Annotated in this window: 14 protein-coding genes and 1 pseudogene; 11 read left to right on the top strand and 4 right to left on the bottom strand. The window is 36.5% G+C overall.

The genetic code is table 11. The features are described from left to right. Window positions 1-15: 15 nt before the first annotated feature. Both gdhA and NSQ14_RS13510 read right to left on the bottom strand, forming a co-directional pair. Entirely contained in the window at window positions 16-1395 is a 1380-nt protein-coding gene (gene gdhA / locus NSQ14_RS13515; protein WP_428831579.1) for an NADP-specific glutamate dehydrogenase, read from the bottom strand. Window positions 1396-2020: 625 nt separating this feature from the next. Next, a complete protein-coding gene (locus NSQ14_RS13510; protein WP_034771741.1) occupies window positions 2021-2137 on the bottom strand; it encodes a hypothetical protein in 117 nt (38 codons plus the stop codon). A gap of 238 nt (window positions 2138-2375) precedes the next feature. Between NSQ14_RS13510 and NSQ14_RS13505 the strand changes: the two genes are divergently transcribed. The 4 genes from NSQ14_RS13505 to NSQ14_RS13490 all read left to right on the top strand — a co-directional run bounded on the left by NSQ14_RS13505 (window position 2376) and on the right by NSQ14_RS13490 (window position 7324). Continuing rightward, the gene (locus NSQ14_RS13505; RefSeq protein WP_346216480.1) at window positions 2376-2657 is read left to right on the top strand and encodes a lipase; all 282 of its coding nucleotides are present in this window, start codon (window positions 2376-2378) and stop codon (window positions 2655-2657) included. Window positions 2658-3170: 513 nt separating this feature from the next. Then, window positions 3171-5717: a sigma-54-dependent transcriptional regulator gene (locus NSQ14_RS13500; RefSeq protein WP_346216479.1), complete on the top strand. Its 2547-nt coding sequence runs from the start codon at window positions 3171-3173 to the stop codon at window positions 5715-5717. Further along, a complete protein-coding gene (gene pfkA, locus NSQ14_RS13495) occupies window positions 5686-6600 on the top strand; it encodes a 6-phosphofructokinase (RefSeq protein ID WP_269920307.1) in 915 nt (304 codons plus the stop codon). Before NSQ14_RS13500 ends, pfkA begins: the two co-directional genes overlap by 32 nt. A 61-nt stretch (window positions 6601-6661) precedes the next feature. Next, window positions 6662-7324: an HAD family phosphatase gene (locus NSQ14_RS13490; protein WP_343191331.1), complete on the top strand. Its 663-nt coding sequence runs from the start codon at window positions 6662-6664 to the stop codon at window positions 7322-7324. 244 nt (window positions 7325-7568) lie between these two features. Here NSQ14_RS13490 and NSQ14_RS13485 read toward each other — a convergent pair whose 3' ends face one another. Next, window positions 7569-8984: a LysM peptidoglycan-binding domain-containing protein gene (locus tag NSQ14_RS13485; protein ID WP_346216478.1), complete on the bottom strand. Its 1416-nt coding sequence runs from the start codon at window positions 8982-8984 to the stop codon at window positions 7569-7571. 487 nt (window positions 8985-9471) lie between these two features. On the opposite strand from NSQ14_RS13485, the gene NSQ14_RS13480 reads away from it, so the two are divergent. The 7 genes and pseudogenes from NSQ14_RS13480 to NSQ14_RS13455 all read left to right on the top strand — a co-directional run bounded on the left by NSQ14_RS13480 (window position 9472) and on the right by NSQ14_RS13455 (window position 17821). After that, window positions 9472-10281 carry a GNAT family N-acetyltransferase gene (locus tag NSQ14_RS13480; protein ID WP_346199931.1) on the top strand — a complete coding sequence of 270 codons (810 nt, stop codon included), beginning with the start codon at window positions 9472-9474 and terminating at the stop codon, window positions 10279-10281. An 829-nt stretch (window positions 10282-11110) separates the two neighbouring features. Then, window positions 11111-11206, top strand: a pseudogene (locus tag NSQ14_RS18915) (hypothetical protein); the annotation flags it as partial. 164 nt (window positions 11207-11370) lie between these two features. Continuing rightward, window positions 11371-11742, top strand: coding sequence for a DUF956 family protein (locus tag NSQ14_RS13475; protein ID WP_041845600.1), 372 nt, complete (start codon window positions 11371-11373; stop codon window positions 11740-11742). Window positions 11743-12243: 501 nt separating this feature from the next. Then, window positions 12244-13215: a mannose/fructose/sorbose PTS transporter subunit IIA gene (locus NSQ14_RS13470; RefSeq protein ID WP_095142550.1), complete on the top strand. Its 972-nt coding sequence runs from the start codon at window positions 12244-12246 to the stop codon at window positions 13213-13215. Between the two features lie 35 nt (window positions 13216-13250). Next, on the top strand, window positions 13251-14057 hold the full coding sequence (locus NSQ14_RS13465; RefSeq protein ID WP_034771733.1) for a PTS mannose/fructose/sorbose transporter subunit IIC: 807 nt from the start codon (window positions 13251-13253) through the stop codon (window positions 14055-14057). Between the two features lie 19 nt (window positions 14058-14076). Next, window positions 14077-14988 carry a PTS system mannose/fructose/sorbose family transporter subunit IID gene (locus NSQ14_RS13460; RefSeq protein WP_034771732.1) on the top strand — a complete coding sequence of 304 codons (912 nt, stop codon included), beginning with the start codon at window positions 14077-14079 and terminating at the stop codon, window positions 14986-14988. 679 nt (window positions 14989-15667) lie between these two features. Next, window positions 15668-17821, top strand: a complete 2154-nt coding sequence (locus NSQ14_RS13455; protein ID WP_343191329.1) for a YhgE/Pip domain-containing protein — start codon at window positions 15668-15670, stop codon at window positions 17819-17821. Between the two features lie 136 nt (window positions 17822-17957). Here NSQ14_RS13455 and NSQ14_RS13450 read toward each other — a convergent pair whose 3' ends face one another. Then, window positions 17958-19319, bottom strand: a complete 1362-nt coding sequence (locus tag NSQ14_RS13450; protein ID WP_251246122.1) for an IS4 family transposase — start codon at window positions 19317-19319, stop codon at window positions 17958-17960.

The following is a 19319-nucleotide window of genomic DNA, read 5'->3' as shown; positions in this document are numbered from 1 at the left end:
AAATTAGGGAGGAAATTAAATCACCCCTTGCGAAATCATCGCTTCAGCAACTTTTTTGAAGCCGGCGATGTTGGCACCGACCATTAAGTTACCGGGATGACCGTATTCAACACTAGCTTCCATGCTTGCTTGATATATATTGTGCATGATTTGTTGCAGTTTTTGATCAACTTCATCAAAAGTCCAAGACAAGCGCATGCTGTTTTGAGACATCTCTAAGGCGGAGACGGCAACCCCACCGGCATTGGCAGCTTTTGCCGGTCCATACAAGATACCATTATTTAAATAAACATTGATTGCTTCAATTGTGGATGGCATATTGGCACCTTCTGCAACAGCTTTCACACCATTGGCGACAAGCGTTTTTGCTGATTCTTCATCAATTTCATTTTGGGTCGCACAAGGAAGGGCAATATCACAAGGAATCGACCAGATTCCAGTACATCCATCATAGTATTCAGCATTCGGATGGAAATCAACATATTCTTTAATCCGTTTGCATTCTACCTCTTTCAAACGTTTTACCGTGTCAAGATTAATTCCATCCGGATCATACACATAGCCGTTGGAATCACTGCAGGCAACAACTTTTGCACCGAATTGCTGTGCTTTTTCAATGGCATAAATGGACACATTACCTGAACCGGAAACGACAACAGTTGAACCGTTAAAATCGAGTCCCTTTTCTCTTAACATTTCTTGAGTAAAATAGACAAGACCATAACCTGTTGCCTCTTTACGGACGATGCTTCCGCCAAATCCAAGGCTCTTGCCGGTTAGGACACCTGCTTCAAAAGCACCACGTAATTTTTTATATTGTCCAAATAAGAAGCCGATTTCTCTCGCCCCCACACCGATATCACCGGCAGGAACATCCACATCTGGTCCGATATAGCGATATAATTCAGACATAAAGCTTTGGCAAAAACGCATAATTTCAGCATCGGATTTTCCTTTAGGATCAAAATCCGAACCGCCTTTTCCACCGCCAATTGGTTGTCCGGTTAAAGCATTTTTAAATATTTGTTCGAAACCTAAAAACTTAATAATGCTCCCATTTACAGAAGGATGGAAACGTAACCCGCCTTTATAGGGACCGAGTGCACTGTTGAATTGAACACGAAATCCGCGATTCATTTGTACATTTCCTTGATCATCTACCCAAGGAACCCGGAAAGTAATCATTTTTTCAGGTTCAACAATTCGTTCCAAAATATTATGTTGTATATAAAGCGGTTCTTTAGCAAAAAGAGGAATAAGGGAATCAAATATTTCTTTTACGGCTTGTTGAAATTCAAATTCATAGGCATTTCGTTTTTTAACTGTTTCAAAAACATTGTTGACATATTCAGTCGCCACTTTTAATTCGTCATTGATTATTGATGTTGTACTCAAGTGAATCAATCTCCTCGTTATATATTATGTGAATTCATTATTTCATGAGCGTTTTTTCATACAATTTGTCTATCTGAAAATTTTGTGTATAGAAAAATTTTATAACTAGAGATTAATCTAATCAATATAAAAAATAGATAAAATTAATATGTAACTTAGATTGATTGTCATTTTTTGTTTAATTTATTTCTCGTTAGCTAATTCATAAGCAGACTTTTACATGATGATTGGTAAACAGCACATAGCATAAATCAAATTAAAATGACTTTGACTTTTTACTGACTTATTTGTGTGATAATGTATAGAAGGAAAAGAAAGAGTACGGAATTGCATTAGGTTTTCAGGAGGTAGCACCGATGAAAATTATAGTCGTTGAAGATGAATATGCAATTAGACAAGTATGAAAGGCATCTTTCAAAAGGTAGATTATGAGGTAGTCCAAGCTTTGATGGCGATGAAGCCGTAGAGAAATTTCATAAATATTAGGTAAAGCCGTTTCAACATCTCTTTTTTCTTGAAAATAATCCTAAATTACATAAAGGGCTATCCAAAAGAAACCGGTTTGATTTATGAGTTAAGCCTTACTTTTGGAATAGCCCTTTTTTAATACTTATGAATCAAAAGATTACTTCTTGTTTTGTTTTTTATTTTTCTTCGGATTATCAGCTAAAAAAGCTGTTTCCTCTTCATGATCGTTACGAATTTGCTCAATACTTGAGTTTTGAATTCCTTTTTTTGCCATGATCCTCACCACCTTTATGTTTATTTTGGCAAATATAACAAATATCATTCATCCAAAACAAAATTGTAAGGGGGAAAAGGTTTATTTATATTTATTAATATTTTAGAAATATTTAATTAATTCTAAATTTTGTATTGAATACGATTTCGAAAATATTTATTATGAATACTGTATATGTTACTGAAAACTATTGTCTAATCGGAACAATGCATCCATTGTTTACACTGATTAGTTACAAATGGGCTCTTATACCAGACAAAGCCCGGCACCTGTCATTGATCGCAGCTGGTTACCAAATGATGGAATTGTAAATGTTGTATCTGCAAAATATCCGTTTGGTCATCCAAATAGCCCATATGACGGTAAGATAAAACAAGGTGTTTGGAATTCATTCCCTGTAATGGAAGGCTGGGATCATATGGATTTTATTAATTTTATTGGATCCAATACACCCGGTTATTTTTCCATTTACAGATATTATCATGATGTAGCAAACCGATTACATTCGTTACCTAAATAATATATTGGAATTGGAAACAAACACCCAAGAATGTTGATAATAGTAACATTCTTGGGTTTCTGTTAGTTCGTAAGGGATTTTAGTGATTCTATTTATAATTCAAGTATGTGCTATGATAAAAAAGGTAATGATGAACTTACATTTAATACTAAAACAGGAAAAAAGTTTCTATATGTTGCTTGATTTTATGTAGCAATATATTATAGTAAAATACATACGAGGATCTTATTCACTTATAGATTTAAATAATGCTCTATATTAAAATAACTTATACCTTCCTATTGTTAAAGAGTAAAGTATTAATGAAAGCGGTAACTCAAACGATTAATTATACAAGCAGGTAATCCATTTTCTCATATTACAGGTTAAGAAAAGTGCACGTCGCACGGAGCTGGACAGCAAAACGAATTCAAGCACTTTTGCACGAGTTGCAAAAAATCTCCCTTAAATAAAAAATTCCCCGGCTGTGAGTAGAAAGTTAAATATGTGAAAAAATGATTTGGAGGTGGAAAGATGGGATTAAAAGAAGACTTAATGGCGCATTTAGAAAAGGAAACGGCTCAGTTTACATTTGAGAATCCTTCAGAAAAATTAACGGCAAATGTCATTTCTAATATTTTCCAGGTTAAGCGAAATACGGTCAGTCATTATTTAAATCAACTGTTTGATGAAAACTTAATTATCAAGATAAATACAAGACCGGTTTATTTTTTGAATCGGCCAATTTTTGAACAAAAATATTATTCAATCCCAACGACGTTATTTAACAGTTTTCAAGAGTTGCAAGATCTTCAACCTTCTAAACAAGAATCAAAGGATATTTTTGATCAATTAATCGGTTCGGATGGAAGTTTGAAAAAGGCGGTCAGTCAAATTAAAGCATCGATTTTTTATCCGGGTGGACTCCCAATCATCTTATGCGGTCCTACCGGTGTCGGGAAAAGTTTTACCGCTGAACTCATCTATAAATATAGTAGAGAAAAAGGAATATTACCGGAAAAGGCACCATTTATCAGTTTCAACTGTGCCCAATATGCAAACAACCCGGAACTGTTATCAAGTAATTTATTTGGCTATGTCAAAGGTGCATTTACCGGAGCAAATACAACAAAGGACGGGATGATTGCAGCAGCGGATGGGGGCATTCTTTTTCTTGATGAAGTTCACCGCCTAAATCCTGAAGGCCAAGAAAAGTTATTTACACTAATGGACCAAGGAGTTTACCGTCGTATGGGTGAAAGTGAAGAAAACCACAAAGTAAATATCCGTTTTATCTTTGCGACGACCGAAAAATTAGAAGAAAACTTTTTACAAACCTTTTTACGACGGATTCCAATTCGGGTAACAATGCCAAGCCTTGATGAACGGGGGGGAAAAGAGAAAAAACAATTTATTTATCTATTTTTAATTAATGAAGCGAAAAAACTCCACACACCCATCCGAATTACCAATCGCGCACTCGATACCTTGACACTGCATAATTATACAGGTAATATGGGCGACTTAAAAAATACAATAAAATATATTGTTGCTTCATCCTTTGTAAAAAATAGAGATGAAAATGAAGTGCGAATAACCCTTCAAGACCTGCCGGAAAACATTTTAGAGAACACTGTCCGTTTTACCGAGACGAAATTAAAAAATGCTAGTGATATTGTAATCGATGAAAATTCCACTTTAGAACAATTATATGAGGTGAGTGTATCTCATTTACAACAGATAAAAACATCTTATGAAAAAATTTTAAATTTGTACCAGGAAATGGTAACAAAAAAATTTTCCCGGGAATATTTTCAACAAAATTTTATCAATGAAGTCAATGTCATTTTAGATAGCTTAATATTTCATACAAGAAAACAGGCAAACGTTATGTTGGAGTTAATGACTGCCAATGTACAAGAAACGATTGACTACTTAGAAAAAAACTATAGTGTCAAATTTAATGGGAATAGTATTTATGCCATTGCTCATTTTCTCTATTATAAAGGCAATATAGCGTTACGGTGGACAAAAAGGCAGGAATCGTTAATTGAAAAACTAGCCCAATATATCGGGCAATTTTATAAACCGGAGCAAAAACTGGTTGACCAATTTAAAAGTATTTTAGAAAGTAAATTGGATGTCAAACTGGATCCAATAGATGAAATTATGTTAGCTGTCTATTTTCGGGGCTTAAAGATTGATGAGGGTATGGGACAAATTAAGGCGATCATTTTGGCTCATGGCTATGCGACGGCAAGTAGTATCGCCAATGTAGCGAATCGTTTATTAGGTAAAAATTTCTTTGAATCCTTTGATATGCCAATTGATATATCGGTTGAGGATATTGCGGCAAAGGTTTTGAATTATGTTGACAACAATGATGTTTCAAGAGGACTCGTTATCCTAGTTGATATGGGATCACTAACGGATATTGATGAACTGTTTAAAAAGCATATAAATGGTCCTGTTGCTATAATTAATAATGTTTCCACGCAAATGGCTTTATACTTGGGGAGTATGTTGGATAAAGAGCTTTTTTTGGAAGAGATGATTGAAAAGCTGGAAAAAGCAAATAAAATGGACTATAAAATCATTTATCCGAGGAAGGAAAAGGAAAAAGTAATCATTACATCCTGTCAAACTGGGATGGGAACTGCAATCCAAATTCAGAAATTATTACATGACAGTATCCCGGAAGATTTGGGCATTAAGGTGCTTGCTCATGATTTTAATAGATTGAAAGAATTAGGAACATCGGAAACGATTTTTCAAGTTTATGATGTTCTAGCCATCGTCGGAACGGCAGACCCGGGTATTAAACAAGTTCCTTATTTATCCCTCGAGGATATTATTACCGGAACCGGGGAAGAGAAGATGCGAAAAATATTTGTGCCGATTGTTTCGGAAGAGCACTTTGCAGAAATCAATAAAAATATTATCTGGAATTGTTCGTTGGAACGGGTCATTGACTCTATCACTATATTGGATTCGGAAAAAATCTTGTCTCAAGTTGAAGAATTTGTTAACCGTCTGGAAATCCGATGGGATGAATGCTGCTATTCGGGCGGTTGTTCGTAAGGGGATTTATTCCGGCTTAGAAGTATACGGAGTTTATAATGGATACCAAGGTGTAGTAAACGGAACATTCGAAAAACTAGAACTGGGTTCAGTGGGTGATATTTTACACCGGGGTGGGACAATGCTTCGATCGGCACGACTCCCTGAATTTGCTCAAAAAGATGTTCAGCTAAAAGGACTTGAAAAGTTAAATAATTTTGGATTAGAAGGATTAATTGTTATCGGTGGCGACGGTTCCTATCGTGGTGCAAATGCTTTGAGTCAATTAGGTTTTCCTTGTATTGGTGTACCGGGAACAATTGATAATGACATAGAAGGGACAGACTTTACAATTGGTTTTGATACGGCTTTAAATACCGTGATTCAAGCAATTGACAATATCCGGGATACAGCTTCTTCTCATGAGAGAACTTTTGTTATCGAAGTAATGGGAAGAAATGCGGGAGATTTGGCATTATGGACCGGATTAGCCGGTGGAGCGGAGTCAATTCTTATCCCTGAAGAAAATTATAACATGGATGAAATTGTAGACCGTTTAAATAAGGGAAAAGAAAGAGGAAAGAGGCATATTATTATAATAATTGCGGAGGGTGTCGGAAGCGGATTAACTTTTGCTAAGGAATTAGAAAAAAGGGTGAATCTTGATGTGCGAGCTTCTGTTTTAGGTCATATCCAAAGAGGTGGATCTCCTACTGCATCTGATCGAGTTTTAGCCAGCAGATTAGGTGCAAGGGCAGTAGAGTTATTGATAGAAGGGAAACAAGACAGAGCTGTAGGAATTATGAATAATGAAATTGATGATCACGCTTTTTCTGATATTTTAAGCAGTACTCATAGAATAGATAAAAAAATGATTGAGTTATCGAGGGAATTGTCAATTTAATAATAATTAGTTTGATGGAATAAGGTGAAGTAAAAAAATAATTTATAAAGTAGGAGTTATTATGCAAAAGATAAACTTTGCCATTTTTGATATGGATGGATTACTATTTGATACTGAGCGCCCCTCATTTTTAGCTATGAAAAAGACTGCCGAAAAAGCAGGGTTTAAATTTTCTATAGAAACGTATAAAAAATTAATTGGTGTTAGTAAACCTACATCAAATCAAATTCTTCATAATCTATACGGGGAAGAGTTTTTTAAGAAAAATGTTTTAGATCATTTTCAAGAGGAATTCAATAAAACAGTAGCTGAAGAGGGAATTACCATTAAAAAGGGTGCTTTGGAATTATTAGAAGTATTGGAAGAAAAAGGATTTAAAAAGTGTATAGCTTCGTCAAGTAATAGAGAAGTCATTGAAAATTATTTAGCTATTACCGGATTGGAGGATAGATTCGATTTTTATTTAAGCGGAAGAGAAGTTAAAAAAGGAAAACCTCACCCGGATATTTTTCTTGAAGCGTGTAAACGTGGTGGAGTAGATCCAGAAAAAGCACTTGTTCTGGAGGATTCATTTCATGGTTTCCGTGCAGCAATAAGGGCAAATATTCGTTGCATCATTGTCCCAGATTTAGTCGAGCCGAATGATGAAATGAAACAAGGAGCATATCGTATCTGTTCAGATTTAGCTGAAGTAGCGGAATTGATAAGGACCGAAAAATTATAGAAAGACAATAATACAAAAGAATGGATTATAAAATGTAAACACACATGAAAATGAGAACTGTTACCGCTTCAAAAACAGTTCTCATTTTTCCTTAATTAACCGTGAGAGCCCTTAAATCCTCATTCTTATATGAGTTTGCATGGTTTACTTGGCTCAAGAGATACCGTTTTACAACCTCTTTCCTAATTATGAAAATTTACATGTAATTTTATGGGATTCACTTGGCTTAAAGAGTGGCTACCCCTTAAATCCTCTTCCTTATATGAAAGTTTGCATGTAATAGGGGCCAGTTCTCCGGAAATTCCGGACCAAGTACCCAATAACTTATCCCGCGAAGATTGTATTCCTTTACAGTGTCATATTTTGCTTGCATACTTCTGGCATCTTCAAACCAGACTTCATGTTGTTGACCCGATTCGTCTGTGTAGCGGAAGAACGGAGATTGATAGGTTTCATGATATTGAATCGGAACGCCATATTTTGCTGCAAGATTGACGGCTTCTCTTGGACCGACTGTTCTTGCATAAGTTCCTTGAACCCACGGGATTTTCCAGTCACGGCCATAGAGCGGGACACCCATAAGAATTTTGTTGCGAGGAATGGCTGTTATGGCATAATCGAGTACTCTTCTAACTTGATTTATCGGCGCAATAGCCCAAGGTCTCCCACCGGCCCAACCCCATTCATACGTCATAGGTATAACAAAATCGACCAGTTCACCATGGGCAGCGTAATCATGTGCTTCATATAACAATCCCGATTGGTCAGCACTAATTTTCGGTGCCAGCGCTGTTGAGACCGTGAATCCTTCCGGGTGTAAACGAGCAACTACCCGACGAAGGAAATTATTATAATTTTCCCGATCTTCAGGATACACATATTCAAAATCAATGTTTAAGCCAGTATAACCCTTATTTCTCAACGTTTGTAAAATATTTGTGATTAAAGTATTTTGGAGATCGGGATTTCTTAAAATGAGCGCTGCCCGGTCGGAGCTAAACCTTCTGCCGACAAAATTAGTAAGGACAAGAAGTGGAGCAACATTGTTATTTCGAGCTACACGAATAATCGGTTCATCATTTAATGTGGAAATTTGACCATTCTCCATTACCCCGTGACTAAAAGGACTAATATAAGTAAAACTTGGTGTTAAAGGTGCAACAAGATTGGCTCCTGCTTCATTCATCGTTGTTACATAAGCATTGACTTCAATCGTAGGTTTTGGCATCTCAGGAATTCTTAATCTTTGTCCGCTAAAAATGAGTGCTGCATTTTGGATATTATTCGCTTGGACAATTGCCGCAACTGTTGTCCCGTAACGACTGGCAATGGAATACAATGTTTCACCCGGTTGAACCGTATGATAGGTGACCGGTATCGTTAACACTTGCCCGACATAGATGTTTGATGGGTCTGTTAATCGGTTTGTCTCAACAAGATTCTGTAATGCGACCCCGAAACGGTTAGCAATTGACCATAGCGTATCACCGGACTGTATGACATATTGTTGATATGGCGGAGGAATAACTAATGCTTCACCAATGACCAACTGATTCGGGTTCGAGAGCCCATTTGCTGCAACGATTTGATTAACTGTTGTCCCGTACATTTGTGCTATGCGCCAAAGATTATCTCCGCTTCGAACAACATGTATCTTCATTACTGTCACCTCACAAAAGAACTTTCTTATTACCATATTCTTCATTTTGATGTTTTGCGACAAGAAAATGGGCAGAATGAATGTTGTCTTGGCCACCGGTATTTCGGGAAAATTTCCAAACAATTGTATAATACTGTTCTATAAATAAAACATTGATGTATCTTATACAAATTTTATCCCCATTATTTTAAGTAAAAGTTATAAATCAAAGTGGATTTCACTTCATCAGACAGACTTTTATGTTCCCGCTCCCGATGAATTACAAGGCGAAGAAATTTGTTCGTAGGCTCGTCCACCTCGTTTAGCTTCTATATGCCCGCTCCCCGTAAATTATAAGGCGGTTATTGTTTCAAATGAAAAAAACTCTATTTTTGTGTTTTTAAAAGTATATTAGAAGACTAGTTATGGATTTTCCACAAATTCTATATTATAATAAAAATCAACTCTTAATCTGAAAGACAATCATTAATAAGACAGGTGAAGCTGAATGATTAGAAAACTGACAGTCCAAGACCATAAAACAGTTATGGATTTTTTAAGTGAAGAACCGTCCATCAATTTATTTATTATTGGGGATATCGAGGCATTTGGATATGAGACGGATTTCCAAGAATTATGGGGAGAATTTCATGAAGATGGCAAACTTAACGCTGTTCTTTTACGATATTTCGAATCATTCATCCCCTATGCAAAAGGTGAATTTGACGTTCAAGGGTTTGCCGATCTTATTTGTAACTACTCAGCAACACCGATCATGTCCGGGAAAGCTTCTATTGTTGAGCAATTTGAACATGTGAAAGGGATTGAATTGGGTCCGAAGAAGGCCACCTTTTTTGCGGAGTGCCGGGAACTCACTCCCATTAATCATACTGAATATAATATAAAGATTGCTACAATCGATGATGTTGATCGAATTTTAAATCTGCGGATGCAAATTGATGAGTTTTCTTTAAGCAAAGAGGGGAGAAAAATGATTGTCCAAGATATCGAAAACGGGACCGGACGAACTTATTTTATTGAGGATAATAACGAGATCATTGCCTGTGCCTCAACTGCAGCGGAAAATTCTGCCTCTGCGATGATTGTCGGTGTTTGTACTCATAAAAATTTCCGCAATAACGGACTGGCAACAGCAATCATGCAAAAATTAATCGGCGATGTACTTGCTGAAGGTCGAATCCTTTGCTTGTTTTATGATAACCCTGCGGCGGGCAGAATTTACAAACGTCTCGGATTTCAGGATATCGGCAAATGGACAATGTATCGAAAATACAAGACCACCATAAAAAATAAATAACCCGTTATTTTCCCGGATTGATGCGAATTAATAAGGTACATCATACTAAAAAGAAGAATTAAAGACGCTTGCTTATAAGAGGATTAGGGCTGACCACAAAAAGTTAGTATTTAATAACTTTTACGGTCAGCCCCCTATTTTTTTACTTAATCGAACAGAAAAGGTTCGGTTTGAAATTTTAAATCTTAGTTAAAACAAAACCACAAGTTGAATCGATTTTGTGGTTTTTTCTTTCTTTATAGTATAAGAAAGTATAAAAATACAGGTAAATAACTCGGGATTAGTTTTATTGTCTAGCTCCGAGCGCCAGCGACTGAGAAACTAACTCCCCTTTAATGTGCTCCTGCGCCATAGCCTATTCGAGGAAGCGGATGTTCAGCTCGTCGCAAAGCTTCATGAAGTATATCAAGGAAGATTACTCATGAAGTTCACTCTAGGAGTAGCTTCACTACGATAAGTCAACATCGGCTCGTCCCTCGCCGTGTTTCCTTTTCCTTAGAAAAAGCTACTCGCTTTTTCTTCGTGCGATGCTTATTCAAGGAAGATTATTCAAAGTCCTCGAAAATGCATTCGCATTTTCTTCGTGCGATGCCTATTCGGGGAAGCAAATCTGTTCTCATTGCGGGGCGCTCCAGTTTGTACGTCGCTAAGCGGGCGCTCTGCGCTTTTCTTATCATCCCACTAAGAGAAAGACGTAATTGTTCAGAACTTATATATGAAATTAAGGAAAGTATGGGTTTTATATCGCATAAAATGGCATTGTGTTCCTGTTTAGTATAAGGGCAGATTTGGATACAATACAATATAAGGGCATTGGCCGATAATCATCGGTGGAATGCTCTTCTCTATGATAATTGGTGTTATATTTGGTATTTTGCCTGCGAATAAGGCATCAAGACTTGATCCAGTTGAATCAATGCGATAAGAGTGACCAAAATGATACATTGTGTATCAAAAAGGGGAAGTAAATGATTAAGTTAACTTTTCTCCTTGCTTCAATTTCTTGTTATCGTCCCAAAATATTTTTTGCTTAAAGTAAGAAGACACAGTATAATATTTTTATTAAGAGAAAGAAATGGAGCAGATTAAATGGTCCAATCAATCAATACAAAAGTCGATTTAGTTATTGATGCAACCTCGCATTTGGGACTTCCGGAGTATGGCAAGATCATGATCGGAGACAAGGGATTTGAATTCTACAATGATCGTGATGCCCGTAAGTTTATTCAAATTCCATGGGAAGAAGTTGATTACGTGATCGCTTCCGTCATGTTCAAAGGGAAATGGATCCCGCGTTACGCGATCCAAACGAAGCGAAATGGAACGTTTTCCTTTTCCTCAAAAGAACCAAAAAAAGTATTGCGGGCAATTCGTGAATACGTTGACCCGAAACAAATGGTCCAATCATTAAGTTTCTTTGATGTTGTTAAACGCGGCCTAAAGAGTAAATTTAAAAAGTAATTATTTTACATGGCAAGACAGGTTAGAAGAACTTTGTTTTAAACGTGATAGGATATACTTCTAGCAAAGATGAAAATTCGATAGGGAGGAAAACACAGAAAATATTTTTCCTCTTGAAAGAAGAATATTTGGTGTGCTATAATTCCTATGGAAGCTCATTAAAGTGATACTTTGAACATTTAAAAAGAATCTATTTGTTGCAAAAGCTGTTTATCGTTCCTTTATTTACAGTGTTTGCAAAAAACAATTGAATACTTTAGCTATTATATTTTACGTGTTACTGATTCGATCAGGCATGAGTGAATAGTTTTGATTGAAATGAAAATTATGGGCATTCTATAAACATAACTTCATTTTAATCGGCTTTTTACTCATGCTTTTTTGTTTTTAGTTGAAACTGTAATCGCTTTAGATGAGCTGAAAAGATACAGCTAAAAAAGTACTTTGGTAGATTTTACCATGTCCTTTTACTGTACCAATAATCATAGAGGAGGTAAGAAGATGGTAGGAATTATCATTGCTAGTCACGGTGATTTCGCCAATGGTATCTTGCAATCCGGAGAGATGATCTTTGGAAAACAAGAAAATGTAAAAGCAGTTACATTGATGCCAAGCGAAGGACCTGATGATGTAAAAGCAAAAATGAAAGAAGCAATCGCCTCTTTCGACAACCAAGACGAAATATTATTTTTAGTCGATCTTTGGGGTGGAACTCCTTTCAACCAGGCAAATAGCTTGTTTGAAGAACACAAAGACAAATGGGCAATTGTTGCTGGTATGAACTTGCCAATGTTGATTGAAGTTTTTGCATCACGCTTATCCATGAACTCAGCACGTGAAATTGCTGCACATATTTTGGACACAGCTAAAGAAGGGGTTAAAGTAAGACCTGAAGAATTAGAACCGGCAACACCATCTGCTGCATCTGCTCGTCGACCATCAAATGCAGGTGCCCCTGGTAAATTTGAATACGTGTTGGCACGAATTGACACTCGTTTACTTCACGGACAAGTAGCAACTACTTGGACAAGAACAACACAACCTACTCGTATCATCATTGTATCTGATGCGGTAGCAAAGGATGATCTTCGTAAGAAATTAATCAAACAGGCTGCTCCACCGGGAGTCAAGGCACACGTTGTTCCTGTCAAGAAAATGATCGAACTTGCAAAAGATGATCAACATTTCGGCGGCCAGCGCGCAATGCTTCTTTTTGAAAACCCGCAAGATGTGCTTAGAGCGGTTGAAGGTGGCGTTCCATTAAAGACAATTAATGTTGGTTCGATGGCACACTCACCTGGTAAAGTTCAACCGAATAAGGTGTTAGCCTTTAGCCAAGATGATATTGATACTTTCAATAAGTTAAAAGAACTTGGTTTGAAATTCGATGTACGTAAAGTTCCGAACGATACAAAAGGCGACATGGATGCAATTCTCAAGAAGGCTCAAGAGGAGTTAAACAAGAAAAAATAATCCTGATTATTAGAAGAAAAGGGAGGATTAATAATATGGATCTGAATATTATTCAAATAATATTAGTCTTTATCGTAGCGTTTTTAGCCGGTATGGAAGGAATTTTGGATGAATTCCACTTCCACCAACCAATCATTGCCTGTACGCTAATCGGCTTAGTAACAGGAAACTTAGTACCATGTCTTATCTTAGGCGGTACCCTTCAAATGATCGCTTTAGGCTGGGCAAACATCGGAGCTGCCGTAGCACCGGATGCTGCATTAGCCTCAGTCGCATCCGCAATTATTTTAGTTTTAGGTGGACAAGGTCGAGAAGGTGTATCTTCTGCAATTGCGATTGCTGTTCCGCTTGCAGTTGCAGGTTTATTGTTGACAATCATCGTACGTACGATTGCAACAGCATTTGTCCACTTTATGGATGCTGCAGCTAAAGAGGGGAACTTCAGAAAGGTTGAATTTTGGCATATCATTGCTATCTGTATGCAAGGATTGCGGATTGCAATTCCAGCTATATTAATTGTGGCTATTGGTGCAGGTCCGGTTAGAAACTTGCTCGAATCTATGCCAAATTGGTTGACAGATGGTTTAGCAATCGGCGGGGGAATGGTTGTAGCCGTTGGTTATGCAATGGTTATTAACATGATGGCAACAAAAGAAGTCTGGCCGTTCTTTGCCATTGGTTTCGTATTAGCGACTGTTTCAGATATTACACTTATCGGTCTTGGTGCTATCGGTGTGGCTCTTGCACTTATCTATATTGCTCTTTCTAAACAAGGCGGTTCAGGTAATGGAGGAAACGGTAATTTTGGTGATCCATTAGGCGACATTATTGATAATTACTAAGAAGGAGGCGGACATAGAAATGGCAGAACAAATAAAATTATCTAAAAAAGATCGTATTTCTATTTGGTGGCGTTCAACTTTCATTCAAGGTTCTTGGAACTATGAACGTATGCAAAACGGTGGTTGGGCATTTACAATGATTCCAGCCATCAAAAAATTATATAAAACAAAAGAAGATCGTGCAGCTGCACTACAACGTCATTTGGAGTTCTTTAACACTCACCCGTACGTAGCTTCACCTATAATAGGTGTTACTTTAGCACTTGAAGAAGAACGTGCAAATGGCGCCCCTGTTGATGATGTAGCCATTCAAGGGGTTAAAGTCGGGATGATGGGACCTTTAGCAGGTATTGGAGATCCGGTTTTCTGGTTCACGGTAAAACCAATCCTTGGTGCATTAGCAGCTTCTCTTGCAATGACCGGAAACATACTTGGACCAATTCTTTACTTTGTTCTTTGGAACGTTATTCGTATGCTGTTTATGTGGTATACGCAAGAATTTGGTTATAAAGCCGGTTCAAGAATTACTGACGACTTATCTGGCGGATTGCTGCAAGATATTACAAAAGGTGCATCGATCCTCGGTATGTTCATCCTTGGTTCATTAGTTAACCGATGGGTATCTGTACAATTCACGCCAGTAGTATCTGAAGTAAAACTTGACAAAGGCGCTTATATTGATTGGGATAAATTACCTTCTGGAGCGGAAGGAATTAGAACTGCTTTGGAACAGCAAGCTGCAGGTCTTTCATTGAGTGATGTGAAAGTAACAACTTTACAAAACAACTTAGATAGCTTAATTCCTGGTTTAGCCGGTTTGCTGTTAACACTTCTTTGCATGTGGTTACTTAAGAAGAAAGTTTCTCCAATTGTTATGATTCTAGGATTGTTCGTGGTTGGTATCGTCTTCCACTTAATCCACTTAATGTAATAGTTATAAGACGAATTCAAACAAAGCATAAAGCATCTCCTTATATGATAGGACTATCATTATAAGGAGGTGCTTTTTCTATGCCTAAGCGCCTCGTATCATTCCCTACCGATAAAAACTTCTGTAACAAATTAAGTTAAACTTGCACGATCAAATACCAAAATTAATAAGTACATCATCCCAACGGTCAATTTTTTGTCCTATTCCAAAACAATTATATGTAATTTTAGGTTTTAACTATTTTAGTATGGTGCAAGACGTAAAAGTGAATTGCAGATCTGATAGGCAAGGTGGAGCAGGGATGTGACGACGCCTTTCAAAACACTTAATTGGCATTTTACGAGGTCACTGAAAAAGCGGTAAATAATTATAAAATTACTTGCTAAACAGCATATTTAGACGTGTTTTTGTGGTTTATACTAATTTATACTGTGTAAGTGAACTTATTCGAATTGTTTTTCAGTGGCGTCGCATTTTACCTTGCTTTTGGCAATTTCCCTCAGGGGGGTTCCGGAAAATTCAATAAAAAATTTGACAAAAGATGGTACCTATTTCTTTTAATGATTCAGAAACAACAGGATAAACTAATCAAAGCTGCCTTTCCAAAAATGTTTGGAAGATAGTGGAAGCATTTATTAGTAAATTGACATAAAATATCGTTTCTGAGAGGTTATTAATGATGAGAAATGGGTGGAAGATTTTTACTCAAGATATAAAAAGTATTTGTACAAATTGGGTTGCTGCAATCATTATCGCCGGGCTAATCATATTACCTTCTCTTTATGCTTGGTTCAATATTAAAGCATCCTGGGATCCGTATGGACAAACCGGTCAAATTCCAATTGGTGTTGTCAATGAAGATAAAGGGGCAGAAGTTCGCGGGAAAAAAATTGAAGTAGGCGATGAGCTAGTCCAGACATTAAAAGACAATAAAAAAATGGGTTGGCGCTTTGTTAATCGCGAAAAAGCAATGGAAAAACTGAAGTATGGTGATTATTATGCTGTCATTGTTATACCGGAAAATTTTTCAAAACGGTTGGCAACAGTAATAAGCAAAAAACCGCAAAAAGCAGAAATAGATTACTATGTGAATGAGAAAATAAATGCGATTGCTCCAAAAATTACAGAGAAAGGTGCCAGTGTGATTGTTCAACAAATAAGTAGTAATTTTATTTCTCTTGTAAATAAGACCATTTTCGATATTTTTAACGAATTAGGAATTGAATTGCAAAAAAACTTACCTGATATTAAAAAATTTGAAAGTTATCTCTTTACAATTGAAAGTAATTTACCGGAGATTTACCAACTTTTAAATAATACAACAAATGATGCAAACCGAGCCAGTCAATTGATAACAAAAGCCAAAACCATTTTGCCGCAAGTAAAGGAAGCAACAAATAAAAGTCTACGAACTATAGATGATACTTCACAATTTATTGACCAAGCCGAAGCAAGATTAGATGAAATGAAACCTATAATCGAGCAAAATATCGCTAAAATCATGAAACTGCATGATAAAACGAATGAATTAATACAAAATATTGATTTATCAACAATACCGACAGATAAGAAGCAATCGTTGAGTCAAACGATCATAGAGAAAAATGAATCCATTGGCCAAGCAATTGAAACGATTGAAACCACATTAAATAACCTAAAAGACCTGAACCAAACGGAAGCGCCAGAGTTAAATGAGGCATTGTCGTCTTTGGATAATGTAAGAGGGGATTACCAAGTACTTAAAAATCAAGCAGAGCAATTAGATACATTGATTCGAGACAATCAGAACGAAATAGATAAATTTTTTAAAGCAATGAAAGGAAATGCAGAGTCAATAAAAGGTCATGTAGAAGCGTTTGCTAAAGATTATCGAGATGTACTGGAACCATTCATAACAAAGACGGTAGGGGACGTGAAATCAACATTAGCGGAAGCACGAAATATATTAACTGAGATCCAATCAACATTACCGGAAGTACAGGGTGTACTTAATCGAACGGATAAAAACCTGTCGGAAGGGCGAGAAATGCTCGCCTATGTTACAAATCAATTTCCGTTTATTAACGATAAAGTGATACATCTAGCTGATAAATTACGAAAAATAAAAGGTGAAACAGATATTAATGAAATTATTGATCTCCTTCAACATGACCCGGAATCAGAAAAAAATTTTTTTGCTGAACCTGTTAAATTAAAAGAAAATAGTGTCTTTTCTATTCCAAATTATGGAACGGGAATGACTCCATTTTATACAGTACTTGCAATTTGGGTCGGTGGGTTATTATTAATCTCGCTTATATCCACAGATATTCATCATACAGAAGGATTTAAAACAAAAGATATATATATCGGTCGTTTATTAACGTTTTTAAGTATTGGATTTCTTCAGTCAATAATTGTGACATTAGGAGATATATTTATACTACATGTGAAACTTGTTGAACCTTTTTGGTTTGTTTTATTTGGGATTTTTTGTAGTGTTATTTTTATAACGATTGTGTATACTTTAGTTTCCGTTTTTGGCGATGTCGGGAAAGCCTTAGCAATTATTATGTTAGTACTTCAAATTGCAGGATCGGGAGGAACCTATCCAGTCGTGTTATTACCTGAGTTTTTCCAAAAAATAAACCCGTTCTTGCCCTTCACATATGCAATTGATATTATGCGTGAGGCAACGGGTGGTATTCTATGGAGAAGAGTTGGAATTGATCTTCTTTATCTTCTAATTTTTGGATTGTTTGCCTTCATTTTTGGTGGTTATCTAAAAAATCTTATTAACGAAAAGACAAAAAGTTTAAGAAGAAAGGCAAAAGAGTCCGGTATCTTTCATTAAGGTGGAGAATGAAAAGCTGATTAGCCTCAAAAAGTTTCGTCCAGACAAACAAATAAAAACCATGTACGAAATTTGGAAAATCGAATTTTTGGGTGCTAATCAACAATAAATTATAAGCGGAGAAATAATTTATAACTCAACTTTCGCAGACTGAAATTGGCAAATAAGCCTTGATATAGCTAGGAAGGTTGGATATCCACTGTTCTAGTTGACTTTGAATTAATTTTTTGATTTTCTTGTTGGTCTGTTTTATTACATCTTGAAGAAGCTCGATTAACTGCTGCAATGCGACAGCCCAATCAAGTTCATTTACTTCATCACATAGTTCATAAAACAGACCACCAATTGTTCGTTCATCCGTATGACAACGATTCTGCCAAGAGAGTACAATAAAACGTGTAAATACAATCGTTGTATGGGCAATAAGCGCATCATATGAACGACTTTGGAACTCTTTTTCAAGTTTTAAAAGGGATTTGGTTGTCTTAAAGAAAACCTCGATATCCCAGCGCATTCCGTAGATTCGCACAATTTCTTGTTCGGAGAGCGTGCAATCGGTACTAAGGATGGCAAGCCACTCACTTTTCTTATTTCTATTTTGAATGAATACCACTTTAACGGGTGTCCCGTTAGCCATTGTTGTATGAATTGAACGAAGAACTCCTTTCCCGGATGGAACAGGTACAGCTAAGCGATAAAGTTGCTTTAGTGAAACCATTTTATCGTTTACGTTATAGCGTTGTTTTGTTTCTTTAACCATCCCTATGACATCTAATCCTTGATCGACAATCGCTTTAACAAGTGGTGGCAAGGTAAACCAAGAATCCATAAGAACATAGCTGGCTTCGATTCCACTCGTTAATGCACGCTTAATCATATCAGGAATCTGTTCAGGCTCTGTTTGAAGTGCATTTTGTCTACGTTTATAGCCACATGTGCGTTTATCAATGTGATCAGAAATACCATTGATTTGTGACTTTCTCGAACTGACTAAAGAAAAGTCAATTGGCATAAATGTATGGCCATCTGACCAACCCAAAGTAAGCATACGAAAACCTTTATAAAAGCGCATTTTAAGTGAAGCATGATCAAAACAACGAGCGAGCAATTCGACCTTTTTACTGCGATTTCGATCATAGGAAGAATCATCAATAATGAACACTTTTGGTCGTGTTCGATTCGTAAGACTTGCCACTTTTCGAATGGTAAAAGTGCTCAATAGTAATAAAAAGCGGCGCCAGTTGAACGTTGCTTGGTTTAAAAAACGATAAACAGCGTCCTTAGCTGGAAATTGATCTGCTTTCTTTGAATCCAGTAGGGAAAACCAATTTCTATGTTGAAAAATCAAACAAAAAATAAGTTGAAATAAGTAAGAACAGCTAAAGCCAAACGATTTTTTAATTCCTGCTTGGCGTAGATGCTTATTTATTTCAAGCTCAGAAAAAACAGAGTCAAGTTCTTTTGGTAGTTGATTAAATTGGCTATTTTGGTTTATCAT

The sequence above is a fragment of the Caldifermentibacillus hisashii genome (genome assembly GCF_039654145.1).
Lineage (GTDB): Bacteria > Bacillota > Bacilli > Bacillales > Caldibacillaceae > Caldifermentibacillus > Caldifermentibacillus hisashii.
The sequence above is the reverse complement of the archived record's forward strand: the minus strand, read 5'-3'. Positions and strand labels throughout refer to the sequence as shown.